The sequence below is a fragment of the Streptomyces sp. NPDC031379 genome (assembly GCF_055569615.1).
Genome location: NZ_JBVIIT010000010.1, coordinates 198,343 through 211,412, shown reverse-complemented (window position 1 = coordinate 211,412; position 13,070 = coordinate 198,343). Strand labels below are relative to the sequence as shown.

11 protein-coding genes are annotated in these 13,070 nt (G+C 72.5%); 8 read left to right on the top strand and 3 right to left on the bottom strand.

Features of this window, described 5'->3' with window-relative positions; genetic code table 11:
- Nucleotides 1-3 precede the first annotated feature (3 nt).
- The 3 genes from ACZ5CW_RS17060 to fdhD are packed head-to-tail and all read left to right on the top strand — an operon-like array spanning nt 4 to nt 3,540.
- Nucleotides 4-1,827: an NADH-ubiquinone oxidoreductase-F iron-sulfur binding region domain-containing protein gene (locus ACZ5CW_RS17060; protein ID WP_468601935.1), complete on the top strand. Its 1,824-nt coding sequence runs from the start codon at nt 4-6 to the stop codon at nt 1,825-1,827.
- Entirely contained in the window at nt 1,824-2,684 is an 861-nt protein-coding gene (locus ACZ5CW_RS17055) for a 2Fe-2S iron-sulfur cluster-binding protein (protein ID WP_468601933.1), read from the top strand. Before ACZ5CW_RS17060 ends, ACZ5CW_RS17055 begins: the two co-directional genes overlap by 4 nt.
- Nucleotides 2,685-2,691: 7 nt before the next feature.
- A complete protein-coding gene (gene fdhD, locus ACZ5CW_RS17050; protein ID WP_468601931.1) occupies nt 2,692-3,540 on the top strand; it encodes a formate dehydrogenase accessory sulfurtransferase FdhD in 849 nt (282 codons plus the stop codon).
- Nucleotides 3,541-3,635: 95 nt separating this feature from the next.
- Here fdhD and ACZ5CW_RS17045 read toward each other — a convergent pair whose 3' ends face one another.
- Nucleotides 3,636-4,073 (bottom strand): MarR family winged helix-turn-helix transcriptional regulator, encoded by a 438-nt coding sequence (locus ACZ5CW_RS17045; protein ID WP_468601929.1) that lies wholly within the window; start codon nt 4,071-4,073, stop codon nt 3,636-3,638.
- Between the two features lie 122 nt (nt 4,074-4,195).
- Here ACZ5CW_RS17045 and ACZ5CW_RS17040 point away from each other — a divergent pair, with 122 nt between their 5' ends.
- Nucleotides 4,196-5,113, top strand: coding sequence for a quinone oxidoreductase family protein (locus ACZ5CW_RS17040; protein WP_468601927.1), 918 nt, complete (start codon nt 4,196-4,198; stop codon nt 5,111-5,113).
- Nucleotides 5,114-5,138: 25 nt separating this feature from the next.
- Here ACZ5CW_RS17040 and ACZ5CW_RS17035 read toward each other — a convergent pair whose 3' ends face one another.
- Nucleotides 5,139-6,179: a bile acid:sodium symporter family protein gene (locus ACZ5CW_RS17035; RefSeq protein WP_468601924.1), complete on the bottom strand. Its 1,041-nt coding sequence runs from the start codon at nt 6,177-6,179 to the stop codon at nt 5,139-5,141.
- 187 nt (nt 6,180-6,366) lie between these two features.
- On the opposite strand from ACZ5CW_RS17035, the gene ACZ5CW_RS17030 reads away from it, so the two are divergent.
- The gene (locus ACZ5CW_RS17030) at nt 6,367-7,281 is read left to right on the top strand and encodes a LysR substrate-binding domain-containing protein (protein ID WP_468601922.1); all 915 of its coding nucleotides are present in this window, start codon (nt 6,367-6,369) and stop codon (nt 7,279-7,281) included.
- Here the strand turns inward: ACZ5CW_RS17030 and ACZ5CW_RS17025 are convergent.
- A complete protein-coding gene (locus ACZ5CW_RS17025) occupies nt 7,250-8,218 on the bottom strand; it encodes an Lrp/AsnC family transcriptional regulator (protein WP_468601920.1) in 969 nt (322 codons plus the stop codon). The two genes, ACZ5CW_RS17030 and ACZ5CW_RS17025, sit on opposite strands and share 32 nt — an antisense overlap.
- Before the next feature lie 121 nt (nt 8,219-8,339).
- Here ACZ5CW_RS17025 and ACZ5CW_RS17020 point away from each other — a divergent pair, with 121 nt between their 5' ends.
- From ACZ5CW_RS17020 to ACZ5CW_RS17010, 3 genes are all read left to right on the top strand, one after another.
- Nucleotides 8,340-9,842: an MFS transporter gene (locus tag ACZ5CW_RS17020; RefSeq protein ID WP_468601918.1), complete on the top strand. Its 1,503-nt coding sequence runs from the start codon at nt 8,340-8,342 to the stop codon at nt 9,840-9,842.
- A 312-nt stretch (nt 9,843-10,154) separates the two neighbouring features.
- The gene (locus tag ACZ5CW_RS17015) at nt 10,155-11,981 is read left to right on the top strand and encodes an AMP-dependent synthetase/ligase (protein WP_468601916.1); all 1,827 of its coding nucleotides are present in this window, start codon (nt 10,155-10,157) and stop codon (nt 11,979-11,981) included.
- 107 nt (nt 11,982-12,088) lie between these two features.
- Nucleotides 12,089-12,925, top strand: a complete 837-nt coding sequence (locus ACZ5CW_RS17010; protein ID WP_468601914.1) for an aldo/keto reductase — start codon at nt 12,089-12,091, stop codon at nt 12,923-12,925.
- Nucleotides 12,926-13,070: the final 145 nt, after the last annotated feature.

Here is a 13,070-nt window from a genome sequence, read left to right as displayed (position 1 = left end):
GGCGTGGACCTGCGCTTCGGCGACAGCTTGCCGACCGACGAGGAACGTGACGCCGTGGACGCCCTGCTGGGGCCGCCGGAGTCCTCCCGGGAGGGCGCCGAGCGCACCGACGCCGACCTGAGGTGGGCCCGCGGCGGCCGGGAGGCGCGCGACCGGCGCGATCTGCTGCTGCCGGGACTGCACGCCCTCAACGACCGGGTCGGCTGGATCAGCGAAGACGGCCTCGGCTACCTGTGCCGCAGGCTGACCGTCCCGCCGGCCGAGGCGTACGGCGTCGCCACCTTCTACGCCATGTTCTCGCTCCGGCCGCGTCCCGCGACGGTGCTGCACGTCTGCACCGACCTGGCCTGCACGGCGGCCGGGGCCGGCGAACTGTGCGCCGGGATCGAGGCGCGGCTCGGGCCCGGCAGCGGGGTGAGCGTCGAACGCGGACCCTGCCTGGGGCTGTGCGAACGCGCGCCGGCCGCGCTCGCGATCCGGGCGGGAGAGCAGGTGCGTACGGCGGTGTCCGCGCCCGCTTCCGTGACGGCGGCCGTCCGTGCGGCGAGCGCACCGGACGCGGCGGCCGGGGAGCCCCCGGCAGTGGCGGCGGTGCCCCAGGCGGGGGACCCCTCGCTGGTGCTGCTGCGCCGGGTCGGCGCGGTCGACCCGTCCTCGCCGGACGACTATCGCGCGCACGGCGGCTACGCGGCCCTGCGCCGGGCCTTCGAGCTGGGGCCCGCCGGGGTGATCCGCGAGGTGACCGACTCCGGCCTGGCCGGGCGCGGCGGCGCCGCCTTCCCCACCGGCCGCAAGTGGCAGGCCACCGCGTCCCGGCCCGACCGTCCGCACTATCTGGTGTGCAACGCCGACGAGTCCGAGCCGGGCACCTTCAAGGACCGGGTGCTGATGGAGGGCGACCCGTTCGCGCTCGTGGAGGCGATCACGATCGCGGCGTACGCGATCTCCGCGCACCGGGCCTTCGTGTACATCCGCGGCGAGTACCCGCGCGCCGTGCACCGCGTACAGCACGCGATCGACCAGGCCCGCGCCCGTGGCCTGCTCGGCGACGACATCCTCGGCCAGGGCTACCGCCTGGACATCGAGATCCGGCGGGGCGCCGGCGCCTACGTCTGCGGCGAGGAGACGGCCCTGTTCAACTCCCTGGAGGGCTACCGGGGTGAGCCGCGCTCCAAGCCGCCGTTCCCGGTGGAGAAGGGCCTGTTCGGCAGGCCGACGGCCGAGAACAACGTCGAGACGCTGGTCAACGTCCTGCCGGTGCTGACGATGGGCGCCCCCGCGTACGCGGCGATCGGCACGGCTCAGTCCACCGGTCCGAAGCTGTTCTGCGTCTCCGGCAGCGTGGCGCGGCCGGGCGTGTACGAGCTGCCCTTCGGGGCGACGCTCGGCGAGCTGCTGAACCTGGCGGGGGTGCGCCCGGGTCTGCGGGCGGTGCTGCTGGGCGGGGCGGCCGGCGGGTTCGTCCGGCCCGACGAGCTGGACATCCCGCTCACCCTCGAAGGCGCCCGCCGGGCGGGCACCACGCTCGGCTCCGGGGTGGTGATGGCGTTCGACGACACCGTGCCGCTCCCCCGGCTGCTGCTGCGCATCGCCGAGTTCTTCCGCGAGGAGTCGTGCGGGCAGTGCGTGCCGTGCCGGGTCGGGACCGTGCGGCAGGAGGAGGCGCTGCGCAGGATCGCGGACCGCACGGGCGCGGGCGCCGCGACGGACATCGCCCTGCTGCGGGAGGTCGGGCGGGCGATGCGGGACGCCTCGATCTGCGGTCTGGGGCAGACCGCCTGGAACGCCGTGGAATCCGCCATCGACCGTCTGGGGGCGTACGAATGACCGTCACACCGCTGGGGATCCCGCGCCGTCTGCTTCAGTTCACGCTCGACGGCGCACCGGCCCGCGTCCCGGAGGGCTCGACGGTCCTGGACGCGTGCCGGGCGGCCGGGAAGGACGTGCCGACCCTGTGCCAGGGCGACACGCTGCGGCCGAAGAACGCGTGCCGGGTGTGCGTGGTCGAGGTCGAGGGGTCGTGGACGCTCGTGCCGGCCTGCTCGCGCCGGGCGGAACCCGGGATGGAGGTCCGGACGGACACCGAACGCGTTCGGCGCAGCCGGAAGATCGTCCTGGAGCTGCTCGCGTCCTCTGTCGATCTGTCGACCACTCCGCAGGTCGCCGGGTGGATCAAGGAGTACGAGGCGAAGCCGGAGCGGTTCGGCCCGGACGCGGCCCGGCTGAACGAGGAGCCGAGGGTCGACAACGAGCTGTACGTGCGCGACTACGGCAAGTGCATCCTGTGCTACAAGTGCGTCGACGCCTGCGGCGACCAGTGGCAGAACAGCTTCGCGATCTCCGTCGCCGGGCGCGGTTTCGGCGCGCGGATCGCCGTCGAGCACGACGCCCCGCTGACCGACTCGGCGTGCGTGTACTGCGGGAACTGCGTCGAGGTGTGCCCCACGGGGGCACTGGTGTCCAAGCCGGAGTTCGACATGCGGGCGGCGGGTACCTGGGACGAGTCCCGGCAGACGGAGACGACCACGGTGTGCGCGTACTGCGGAGTGGGCTGCACCCTCACGCTCCATGTGCAGGACAATGAGATCGTCAAGGTCACCTCGCCGCACGACAACCCGGTGACCCGCGGCAACCTCTGCATCAAGGGCCGTTTCGGCTACCAGCACGTACAGAACCGGGGCTGATCAGGACATGGGACGAGTCACGGAACGACGCAAGGTCCTCCGGATCCGCGACGGGGCGGTCTCCACCCGGCCGGACACGCTCGTCGCCGAGGAACCCCTGGAGATCCGGCTGAACGGCAAGCCGCTCGCGATCACCATGCGCACACCGGGCGACGACTTCGCGCTGGCGGCGGGATTCCTGGTGAGCGAGGGCGTCCTGGCCGCCGCGTCCGATCTGCAGAACATCGTCTACTGCGCCGGGGCCACGGCCGACGGTTCGAACACCTACAACGTCGTCGACGTGCGGACCGCGCCCGGCGTCAGCCTGCCGGACTTCACTCTGGAGCGGAACGTGTACACGTCCTCCTCCTGCGGGCTGTGCGGCAAGGCCAGCCTGGACGGCGTCCGCACCACCGCCCGCTGGCCGATCGCCGACGATCCCGCGGTCCGCGTCACCCCCGCGCTGCTGGCGAGCCTGCCCGAGCGGCTGCGGGCGGCCCAGCGGGTGTTCGACCGGACCGGCGGCCTGCACGCGGCGGCCCTGTTCACCGAGGACGGGGAGCTGCTGGACATACGGGAGGACGTGGGCCGGCACAACGCCGTCGACAAGCTGGTCGGGCGGGCGCTGCAGAACGGTGACCTGCCGTTGTCCCGCACGGTCCTCCTCGTCTCCGGCCGGGCCTCGTTCGAGTTGGCGCAGAAGGCGGTGATGGCGGGCATCCCGGTGCTGGCGGCGGTGTCGGCGCCGTCGTCGCTGGCGGTGGACCTGGCGGCGGAGACGGGCCTGACCCTGGTGGGTTTCCTGCGGGGCAGCTCGATGAACGTGTACGCGGGCGAGGACCGGATCACCCTGCGGGAGGCGGCCGCCCAGGGCTGAGGCGGTCCCCCGCGGCACGGCGGCGGGGCCCGTCGGCGGGGAGCGCCCCCTGCGCCGCGGGGCCCCGCCTCAGCCCTGCCCGGACGCCGGCCCGGTCAGCCCCCGGTGCCGGAGATCCGCAGCAGCAGGTCCATGAACCGGTCGCGTTCGGCGACCGACAGCGGCGCGAGGAGTTCGTCGTTGGCGTCGCGGGCCGCCTGCTCGCAGCGGGTCAGGAGGCGGGCGCCCTCGTCGGTGAGGGACACGGCGTTCTTGCGCCGGTCCCGGGGGTCGGGGGCGCGGACCACGAGGCCGGCGGTCTGCAGGTCGTTCAGGACGCCGACGACGTCCTTGGGGTCCAGGCCCACGCTGCGGCCGAGGTCGGCCTGGGCGACCGGGGCGAGGTCGCGGACGGCGGAGAGGACCACGTGGTGCCACATCTTCAGGCCTTCGGCCGCGAGGGCGTCGGCGACCAGGGCGCGGCCCCGTGCGGCGGCCCGGCCCAGCAGCCAGCTGGGGAGGGAGCGGATCGCGGGCAGGGGTGCTTCGGCCATGGCGCCAGCCTATCCGGAAACCATTGGACTTCCCAACGAACCGGCATTACCGTTGGAACTCCCAACGACTTCATGGGTGTTCCCCACGACTGGCCGCCGGTGTCCCGGCCTGGAGGTTGCACATGCGTCGCGTCCGCTACGAGTCCGCCGGCGGGCCGCTGTTCCTGGAGGAGGCCCCCGTCCCCGAGCCCGGCCCCGGCGAGGTGCTGGTGCGCGTCCAGGCCGTCGGCGTCACCCTGCCCGTCGTGCGCAAGGTCACCGAGGCCGCCGAGCCGATCCGGCTGGGCGGTGAGATCGCCGGTGAGGTGGTCGCGGCCGGCGAGGGGGTGACCCGCTTCCGCCCGGGCGACCGGGTGACCGGGCTCTGCTTCGGCCACGGATACGCCGACTTCGCCCTGCTGCACGAGGCCATGGCCACGCCGATACCGGAGGCGGCCACCGCCGTGGACGCGGTCGCGCTGGTGCGCAGCGGTCTGGTGGCGCTCGGGGCGCTTGAGGCCGCGCGGCCCGCACCGGGCGAGACGGTGCTCGTCACGGCGGCGGCGAGCGGGGTGGGGCACCTCGCGGTGCAGCTGGCGCGGGCACGGGGTGCGGGCCGGGTGGTCGGCGCCGTGTCCGGTCCGGGCAAGGCGGACTTCGTCCGCTCGCTCGGCGCGGACGACTGTGTTCTCTATGGTGACGACAGCTGGGGGGAGCCGGTCGACTGCGTCCTGGACGCCGTGGGCGGCGCTCTGCTCACCCCCGCCCTCGCCGCGCTCGCCCCGCACGGCCGTCTGGTCGCCTACAGCTCGGGAGGCGGCACGATCCAGGCGTACGACCTGCTGGTGGGCGCCAGGTCGGTGATCGGCTTCCAGATGGCCCTGATCGCCCGCGGCAGGCCGGAGCTGTACGAACAGTGGCGCCGGGAGCTGTGGCGCATGTTCGCCGAAGGCACCGTGAGGCCCACCGTGCACGGGGAGTTCGCGCTGGAGGACGCCGCGAAGGCGCACGAGGCGATCGAGACACGGGCCAACCTCGGCAAGGTCGTCCTGCGCCCGTGAGGGCCCGCGCGCTCGGGGACTGCGGTCACCGAAGGACACGGTCCTGCGGCTGCCCCTGGACCACGTCGGCGGCCGACTCCTTCGCCGGGCCCGGGGTCTCCTGCGGATCGCGGTCCGGCGCCGCCTCCGGGTCACGGGCCCGGCGCTTGGCGATGACCGCGCACACCATCAGCTGCATCTGGTGGAAGAGCATCAGCGGCAGCACGGCCAGGGAGGCGTGGGCGCCGAACAGGACGCTCGCCATGGGCAGTCCCGAGGCGAGGGATTTCTTCGAGCCGGCGAACTGGATGGCGATCCGGTCCTCCCGGCCGAAGCCGAGCGCCCTGCCGCCGTACCAGGTGAGCACGAGCATCACGGCCAGCAGCACCGCCTCGACGGCCAGCAGCCCGGCCAGCCGGACCGGGCTGACCTGGTGCCAGATGCCCTGGTTCATGCCCTCGCTGAAGGCGGTGTAGACGACGAGCAGGATCGAGCCGCGGTCGACCAGTCCGAGCACCTTCTTGTGCCGGGCGACGAAGCCGCCGATCCAGCGCCGCAGCAGCTGCCCGGCGAGGAACGGCACCAGCAGCTGGAGCACGATCTTCACCAGCGAGTCGGCGGAGAACCCGGCCTCGCCGTTGCCGAGCAGGGCCGCCGCGAGCAGCGGGGTGAGCACGATGCCGGCGAGGGAGGAGAAGGAGCCGGCGCAGATCGCGGCAGGCACGTTTCCGCGAGCGATCGACGTGAACGCGATGGACGACTGGATCGTGGACGGCACCAGGGTCAGGAACAGCAGGCCCTGGTAGAGGGGCTGGGTCAGCAGGACCGGCACCGCACCGCGCAGGGCGAGCCCCAACACCGGGAAGACGACGAACGTACAGGCCAGCACGGTGATGTGGAGCCGCCAGTGCTTGAGCCCGTCCAGGGCCTCCCGGGTGGAGAGCCGGGCGCCGTAGAGGAAGAAGAGGAAGGCGATCGCGGCCGTGGAGGCACCCGAGGCCACGTCGGCGGCGGTGCCTCGGGCCGGGAGAAGCGCCGCGAGGCCCACCGTCGCGAGCAGCAGCACGATGTACGGGTCGATCGGCATCCAAGCCGGCCAGCGCAGGCGTTTCACGGTGCTCCGATTGCTGTGCGTGTCTGTGCGTGTCAGTGGGTGCTCCCGCGCACGGGCGCGCAGGACCCCTCTCCATCGTCCTCTTCACCCCGCCGATCGGGAATCCCGCATACCACTCTCACTGTCATCATGTTCCGCGATTACCGATAGGCTGCGAGTCGTGTACGACCCGACGCATCTGCGCACCTTCCTGGCGGTGGCCCAGACGCTCAGCTTCACGCAGGCCGCCCGGCGGCTGGGGCTGCGCCAGTCCACGGTGAGCCAGCATGTGCGCCGGCTGGAGGACGCGGCGGGCCGGCAGCTGTTCTCCCGGGACACCCATTCGGTGGAGCTGACCGAGGACGGCGAGGCGATGCTGGGCTTCGCCCGCCGGATCCTGGAGGTGCACGAGCAGGCGACGGCGTTCTTCACCGGCACGCGTGTGCGTGGCCGGCTGCGCTTCGGTGCCTCGGAGGACTTCGTCCTCACCCGGCTGCCGGAGATCCTGGAGGGCTTCCGCCACGACCACCCGGAGGTCGACCTGGAGCTGACGGTGGAGCTGTCCGGGACCCTGCACGAACAGCTCGCCGCCGGGAAGCTCGACCTGGTGCTGGCCAAGCGGCGCCCGGAGGACCCCCGCGGTGAACTGGTCTGGCGCGACGACCTGGTGTGGATCGGGGCCGAACGGCTGCGCCTGGACGCCGACCGGCCCGTACCGCTGATCGTGTATCCGCCGCCCGGCATCACCCGGGCCCGCGCCCTGGAGGTCCTCGAGCGGCAGGGCCGGGACTGGCGGATCGCGTGCACCAGCGGCAGTCTCAACGGGCTGATCGCCGCGGCCCGCGCCGGCCTCGGTGTGATGGCGCACTCCCGGCGTCTGATCCCGCCCGGCCTCTTCCGGCTGCCCGACCGGGCCGGCCTGCCCGACCTGGGCAGGATCGACTTCGTCCTCGTCCACGGCCGGCGCCGGTCCACGGCGGAGGGCGCCGCGAACGCCCTGGCGGCGGCGATCCTGACGGGCGGCGAGCGCCTCCGTCACCACAGCGACCGGCCCGCCGGCGGCGTCAGCGGGTCGCGCGGTACGTCAGTTGTTTGACCCGGCGCAGGAAGGGGGTCGCCTCCACGTGCTGCACGCCGTCCAGGTGGCCGAGGGGGCCGCTCAGGTAGGCGTACAGGGCCGCCGTGTCGCGGACGACGGCGGTGACGGCGATGTGCGAGGGGCCGGCGGTGGCGGCGGCGAAGGCGACCTCGTCGTGGGTGGCCAGGGTCCGCCCGACGGAGTGCAGGGCGCCCGGTGAGGTGGTGATCCACAGGACGGCGGCCTTGGGGTGGCCGAGGATCTCGGAGTTGTACTCGACGTCGACGTACACCGCCCCGGAGGCGATCAGAGCGGACAGGCGGCGTTTGACGGCGGACTCGGAGCGGCCGGTGGCGCGCTGCAGTTCCGGGTAGGTGGCGCGTCCGTCGCGTTCCAGGGCGGCGAGCAGCGGCGCGTCCTCGGGCTCCAGACGGGCCGGACCGGGCGCGGGCAGCTCGGGGCGCAGGGCGGCGATCTGCCCGTCGTCGAGCGCCCGGAACTTGCGCAGCCAGCCGACGGGGCCACCGTAGAAGCGGTGCAGGAGTTGCAGGGCCCGGATCTCCACGACGCTCGGGGTGCGCGGCAGCTTGCCGAGGAGGAGGTCGTCGTGCTCGCCCGGGCTGCGCGGCCGGGTGAGGCAGGCGATCTCGGTGCCGCCGGAGGCCAGCCCGATCCAGTAGGTGTCGGGGCGTTTGGCGAGGGCGTCGGCGATGACGGCGGCGCCGTCGGGCGCGCAGCGCAGGCGGAGCATCCACTGGTCCTGGCCGAGGCGGTCGGCGTCCCGGAGGACGACGACCTTGAGGCCGCCCTCGGCGCGCAGGCGCCGGTAGCGGCGCGCGACGGTCTGGTCGGATACGCCGAGGACGGCGGCGATCCGGCTGAAGGGGGCCCGGCCGTCGATCTCCAGCGCGGACAGCAGCTGCAGGTCCAGCAGGTCGAAGGTGTCGGATTCCATCTGAAGCACGGTCTCCCCCGTCGGATTCCGTAGGACATGGCCATTGCGGACGTCCGATCGGCCGCCGTGGGGTCATCGTACGCAGCGATACGCAGCCCGTTCGTACAGGGGAGTTGAGGAGATGCGTACATGGGGGACGCTCACGGCCGTGTGCCTGGGCACGTTCATGTTGCTGCTGGACGTGACGATCGTGGTGGTGGCACTGCCCGACATGGCGGGTTCGCTGCACGCGTCGCTGGGTGATCTGCAGTGGGTGGTGGACGGGTACGCCCTCGCGCTGGCCGCGCTGCTGCTGGGGGTGGGGGCCGCCGCCGACATCCTGGGGCGGCGCCGGGTGCATGTGGTGGGTGTGGTGCTGTTCGCGGCGGCGAGCCTGCTGTGCGGCCTGGCGTCGGGTCCGGGAATGCTGGTGGCGGCGCGGGCCCTGCAAGGCATCGGCGGGGCGGCGATGTTCGCCACGACCCTGCCCCTGCTGGGCTCGGTCTACCAGGGGCGGCAGCGCTCCGCGGCGCTCGGCGTGTGGGGTGCGGTCAGCGCCGGGGCGGCCGCGGTCGGGCCGGTGCTGGGCGGACTGATCGCCGAGGGCCCGGGCTGGCAGTGGATCTTCTTCGTCAACCTGCCGGTGAGCGTCGTGGCGGTGTGGCTGACGCTGCGGATGGTCCCCGAGTCGCGCGGCCCGCGCGGGATACGTGTCGACTGGGCGGGTACGGCGGCCTTCGCGCTGTTCGCCGGCGGTGCGACGTACGCGGTGGTGCGGGCCGGGGAGGACGGCTGGAGCGCGCCCGTGACGCTGGCGGCGTTCGCCGTGGCCGCGCTGGCACTGGCGGCGTTCGTGCTGGTGGAGCGGCGGGTGGCGCATCCGCTGCTGGATCTGTCGCTGCTGCGCCGGCCGGCGTTCGTCGGGACGATGCTGGCCTCGTTCGCCTTCAACGGGGTGGCGTTCGGCGGGATCGCGTACCTCTCCATCTGGATGCAGACGCTGCTCGGTATGTCGCCGGTGCGGGGCGGGCTGACGCTGCTGCCGCTGACCGCGGTCTCGATGGTGGTGGCGGTACTGGTGGGGAAGCTGCTGCACGGGGCGCCGGCCTGGCTGACCGTCGGCGGCGGACTGCTGCTGATCGCTTCGGGCACCCTGTGCCAGGCGGTGCTGGACGCGGGTTCCGACTGGACGGTGCTGGTGCCCGGATTCGTGCTGGTCGGCGTCGGCACCGGGTTCGTGGCGCCGACGGTGGCCGGGGCGGCGCTGGCGGCGGTGCCGCCCGAGCGGTCCGGGATGGCGGGCGGCGCGGTGAACACGGTCCGGCAGCTCGGGTACGCGCTCGGGGTGGCCGTCTTCGGCACCGTGCTCAGCTCCCGGATGACCGGCACGCTGCCCGGCGACGCGGCGCACACGCTGGCCGGCGGCGGCGCCGGGACGCTGCGCGGCGGCTTCTCCGAGCACACCCTGCGCGCCGCGTTCGCCTCCGGCCTGAACGGAGCGCTGGTGGTGGCCGGTCTCGCCGGCACGGTCGCGGGCGCCGCGGTGCTGCTGCTCGTGCGCAGGGGCGGGCCCGCGCCGCGCAAGGCCTCGGGCGGGGGGCCGGAAGAAGCGGTGACGGGGGAAGCGGTGGCGGCCCGCGGGTGAGCGGAACGCGCCGGTGACGACGGGCGAGGGCGGCCCCGGGAGCTTGTTTCCCAGGGGCCGCCCTCGGCCGCGCGAGGCGGTAATCGGCACGTACAGATTCGGTGGAGATTACGGCACCGAAACTTACTGACCCGTCAGTATTGTGTCCGGCCCTTCCCCATGTGAGGGCATTTTCCAGCCGCCGTCCAGGAAAAACGTGAGGTTTGCTCGGTTTCCTACCCCCTCCCGCCCGCTGACCGCGTGGGGTAGCTTTCACCGCGCTGTGCCGAGCATCACGGGCGTGACCAAGCAGCGAGGATCGGGGAGCGAGGTTTGCGCGAGTTCACCAACCCGCCGTTGGCATCGGCGCCGCCGGTGGGCGGTCTGGCCGACATCGTCTTCGAGCATGCCCTCACGGACCCCCTGCACGTCGCCCTCGGCCGCAAGGACGCCTCCGGGCAGTGGCGGGACGTGACCGCCGCCGAGTTCCGGGACGAGGTCCTCGCCCTCGCCAAGGGCCTCCTCGCGCGCGGCATCCGCTTCGGCGACCGCGTCGCCATCATGTCCCGCACCCGCTACGAGTGGACCCTGTTCGACTTCGCCCTGTGGACCGTCGGCGCCCAGGTGGTGCCCGTCTACCCCACGTCGTCGGCCGAGCAGTGTTTCTGGATGCTGTACGACGCCGAGGTGTCGGCGGCGATCGTGGAGCACGAGGACCACGCCATGACCATCGCCACCGTCATCGACCGGCTGCCGCAGCTGCGTCAGCTGTGGCAGCTGGACGCGGGCTGTGTGCAGGAGCTGTACGACGCCGGCGCGCATCTGGACGACGAGGTGGTGCACCGGCACCGGGAGGCGGTCACCCCGGACTCGGTCGCCACGATCATCTACACCTCCGGCACCACCGGCCGCCCCAAGGGCTGTGTGATCTCGCACGGCAACTTCATGTACGAGGCGGACACGGTCATCCAGCGCTGGGAGCCGGTGTTCCACTCCAAGAAGGGCGACGAGGCGTCCACGCTGCTGTTCCTGCCGCTGGCGCACGTCTTCGGGCGGATGGTGGAGGTCGCGGCGATCCGCGGCCGGGTCCGCTTCGGGCACCAGCCGCAGCTGCACGCCGCCGCCCTGCTGCCCGATCTGGCCGCGTTCCGTCCGACCTTCATCCTCGCGGTGCCGTACATCTTCGAGAAGGTGTTCAACGCGGCCCGCCGCAAGGCGGAGAAGGAGGGCAGATCCGGGCCGTTCGAGAAGGCGGTCGACATCGCGGTGAAGTACGCGGAGGCCGTGGAGGCGAAGGCCTGGGGCATCGGGCCCGGCCCGTCGGCGGGGCTGCGCATGCAGCACCAGCTCTTCGACAAGCTGGTCTACTCCAAGGTGCGGGCCGCGATGGGCGGCCGGATACGGAACGCGATGTCCGGCGGTTCCGGGATGGACCGCCGGCTCGGGCTGTTCTTCGCGGGCGCGGGCGTGCAGATCTACGAGGGCTACGGCCTGACCGAGTCGACGGCCGCGGCCACCGCCAACCCGCCCGAGCGCACCCGCTACGGCACGGTCGGCCAGGCCATCCCGGGCGTGACCGTGCACATCGCCGACGACGGGGAGATCTGGCTGCACGGCGGCAACGTCTTCCAGGGCTACCTGAACAACCAGAAGGCCACCGACGAGACCCTGCACGACGGCTGGCTGGCCACCGGCGATCTCGGCTCCCTGGACGAGGACGGCTATCTGACGATCACCGGCCGCAAGAAGGAGATCCTGGTGACCTCGGGCGGAAAGAGCGTCTCCCCGGGCGTGCTGGAGGAACGGGTGCGCGAGCATCCGCTGGTCAACCAGTGCATCGTCGTCGGCAACGACCGCCCCTACGTCGCCGCCCTGGTCACCCTCGACCAGGAGGCCGTCGAGCACTGGCTGCAGATGCGCGGGAAGCCGGGGATGGTCCCGGCCCAGCTGGTGCACGACGCTGACCTCGAGACGGAGGTGCGGCGTGCGGTGGTCGCCGCGAACACCCTCGTCTCCCAGGCCGAGTCGATCCGCACCTTCCGCATCCTGGCCCAGCCGTTCACCGAGGAACACGGCCTGCTGACCCCGTCGTTGAAGCTGAAGCGGAAAGCGATCGAGAAGGCGTACGCGAACGAGGTCGACGCCCTCTACCGGACCTGACGCACCTGACTCGCACCGGTCGATTGCGCCATCAGGAATGCGTCGCGGCGTGTGATCGTTGACGATGGGAGTACCACCTGTCGACAACCGTAAGGATCAAGAAGCTCGTGAGCAGCAAGGTCCCCCCGATCATCCTCAACAACGGCGTCGAGATGCCCCAGCTGGGCTTCGGCGTATGGCAGGTGCCGGACGACGAGGCCGAGCGGGCCGTCGCCACGGCACTGGAGGCCGGGTACCGCAGCATCGACACAGCGGCGATCTACGGCAACGAAGAGGGCACCGGCAAGGCCATCGCCGCCTCCGGCCTGCCCCGTGAGGACATTTTCGTCACCACCAAGCTCTGGAACAGCGACCAGGGGTACGACTCCACGCTGCGCGCCTTCGACGTGTCGCTGGAGAAGCTGGGTCTGGACTACCTCGACCTGTACCTGATCCACTGGCCGCTGCCGTCCCGGAACACGTACACCGACACCTACAAGGCGTTCGAGAAGCTGCACTCCGACGGCCGGATCCGTGCCATCGGCGTGTCCAACTTCCTGCCGGAGCACCTTCAGCAGCTGATCTCGCGGACCTCGGTCGTCCCGGCGGTCAACCAGATCGAGCTGCATCCGCATCTGCAGCAGCACGCCACCCGCGAGTACCACGCGGAGCAGGGCATCGCCACGGAGGCCTGGTCGCCGCTCGGTCAGGGCAAGGGCCTGCTGGAGGTCCCGGCGATCGTCGCGATCGCGCGGAAGCACGGCCGCACCCCGGCCCAGGTCGTGCTGCGCTGGCACGTCCAGCTCGGCAACGTCGTGATCCCGAAGTCCGTGACGCCGTCCCGGATCAAGGAGAACATCGAGGTCTTCGACTTCAGCCTGGACGAGGAGGACCTCGCGGCGATCAGCGCGCTCAACGAGGACCGTCGCCTCGGCCCCGACCCGGCCACCTTCGACATGGGCTGACACCCGTCGGACAGCACCGTGGGGGCGGGCGGGGGGGGGGGGGGGGGGGGGGGGGGGGGGGTGTGTGGGTCCCCAGGGAAGGGGGAAAAAACAAACGTCGTGGGGGTGTGGGGTGGAGTCGGCGGAAGAGACGGGGACACCTTGG

Bases quoted from the DNA above. Each gene is read 5' to 3' on its own strand.
- ACZ5CW_RS17020 (WP_468601918.1), top strand. From the start codon at position 8,340: ATGCGTACATGGGGGACGCTCACGGCCGTGTGCCTGGGCACGTTCATG.
- ACZ5CW_RS17045 (WP_468601929.1), bottom strand. From the start codon at position 4,073: ATGGCCGAAGCACCCCTGCCCGCGATCCGCTCCCTCCCCAGCTGGCTG.
- ACZ5CW_RS17035 (WP_468601924.1), bottom strand. From the start codon at position 6,179: ATGCCGATCGACCCGTACATCGTGCTGCTGCTCGCGACGGTGGGCCTC.
- ACZ5CW_RS17025 (WP_468601920.1), bottom strand. From the start codon at position 8,218: ATGGAATCCGACACCTTCGACCTGCTGGACCTGCAGCTGCTGTCCGCG.
- ACZ5CW_RS17055 (WP_468601933.1), top strand. From the start codon at position 1,824: ATGACCGTCACACCGCTGGGGATCCCGCGCCGTCTGCTTCAGTTCACG.
- ACZ5CW_RS17040 (WP_468601927.1), top strand. From the start codon at position 4,196: ATGCGTCGCGTCCGCTACGAGTCCGCCGGCGGGCCGCTGTTCCTGGAG.
- fdhD (WP_468601931.1), top strand. From the start codon at position 2,692: ATGGGACGAGTCACGGAACGACGCAAGGTCCTCCGGATCCGCGACGGG.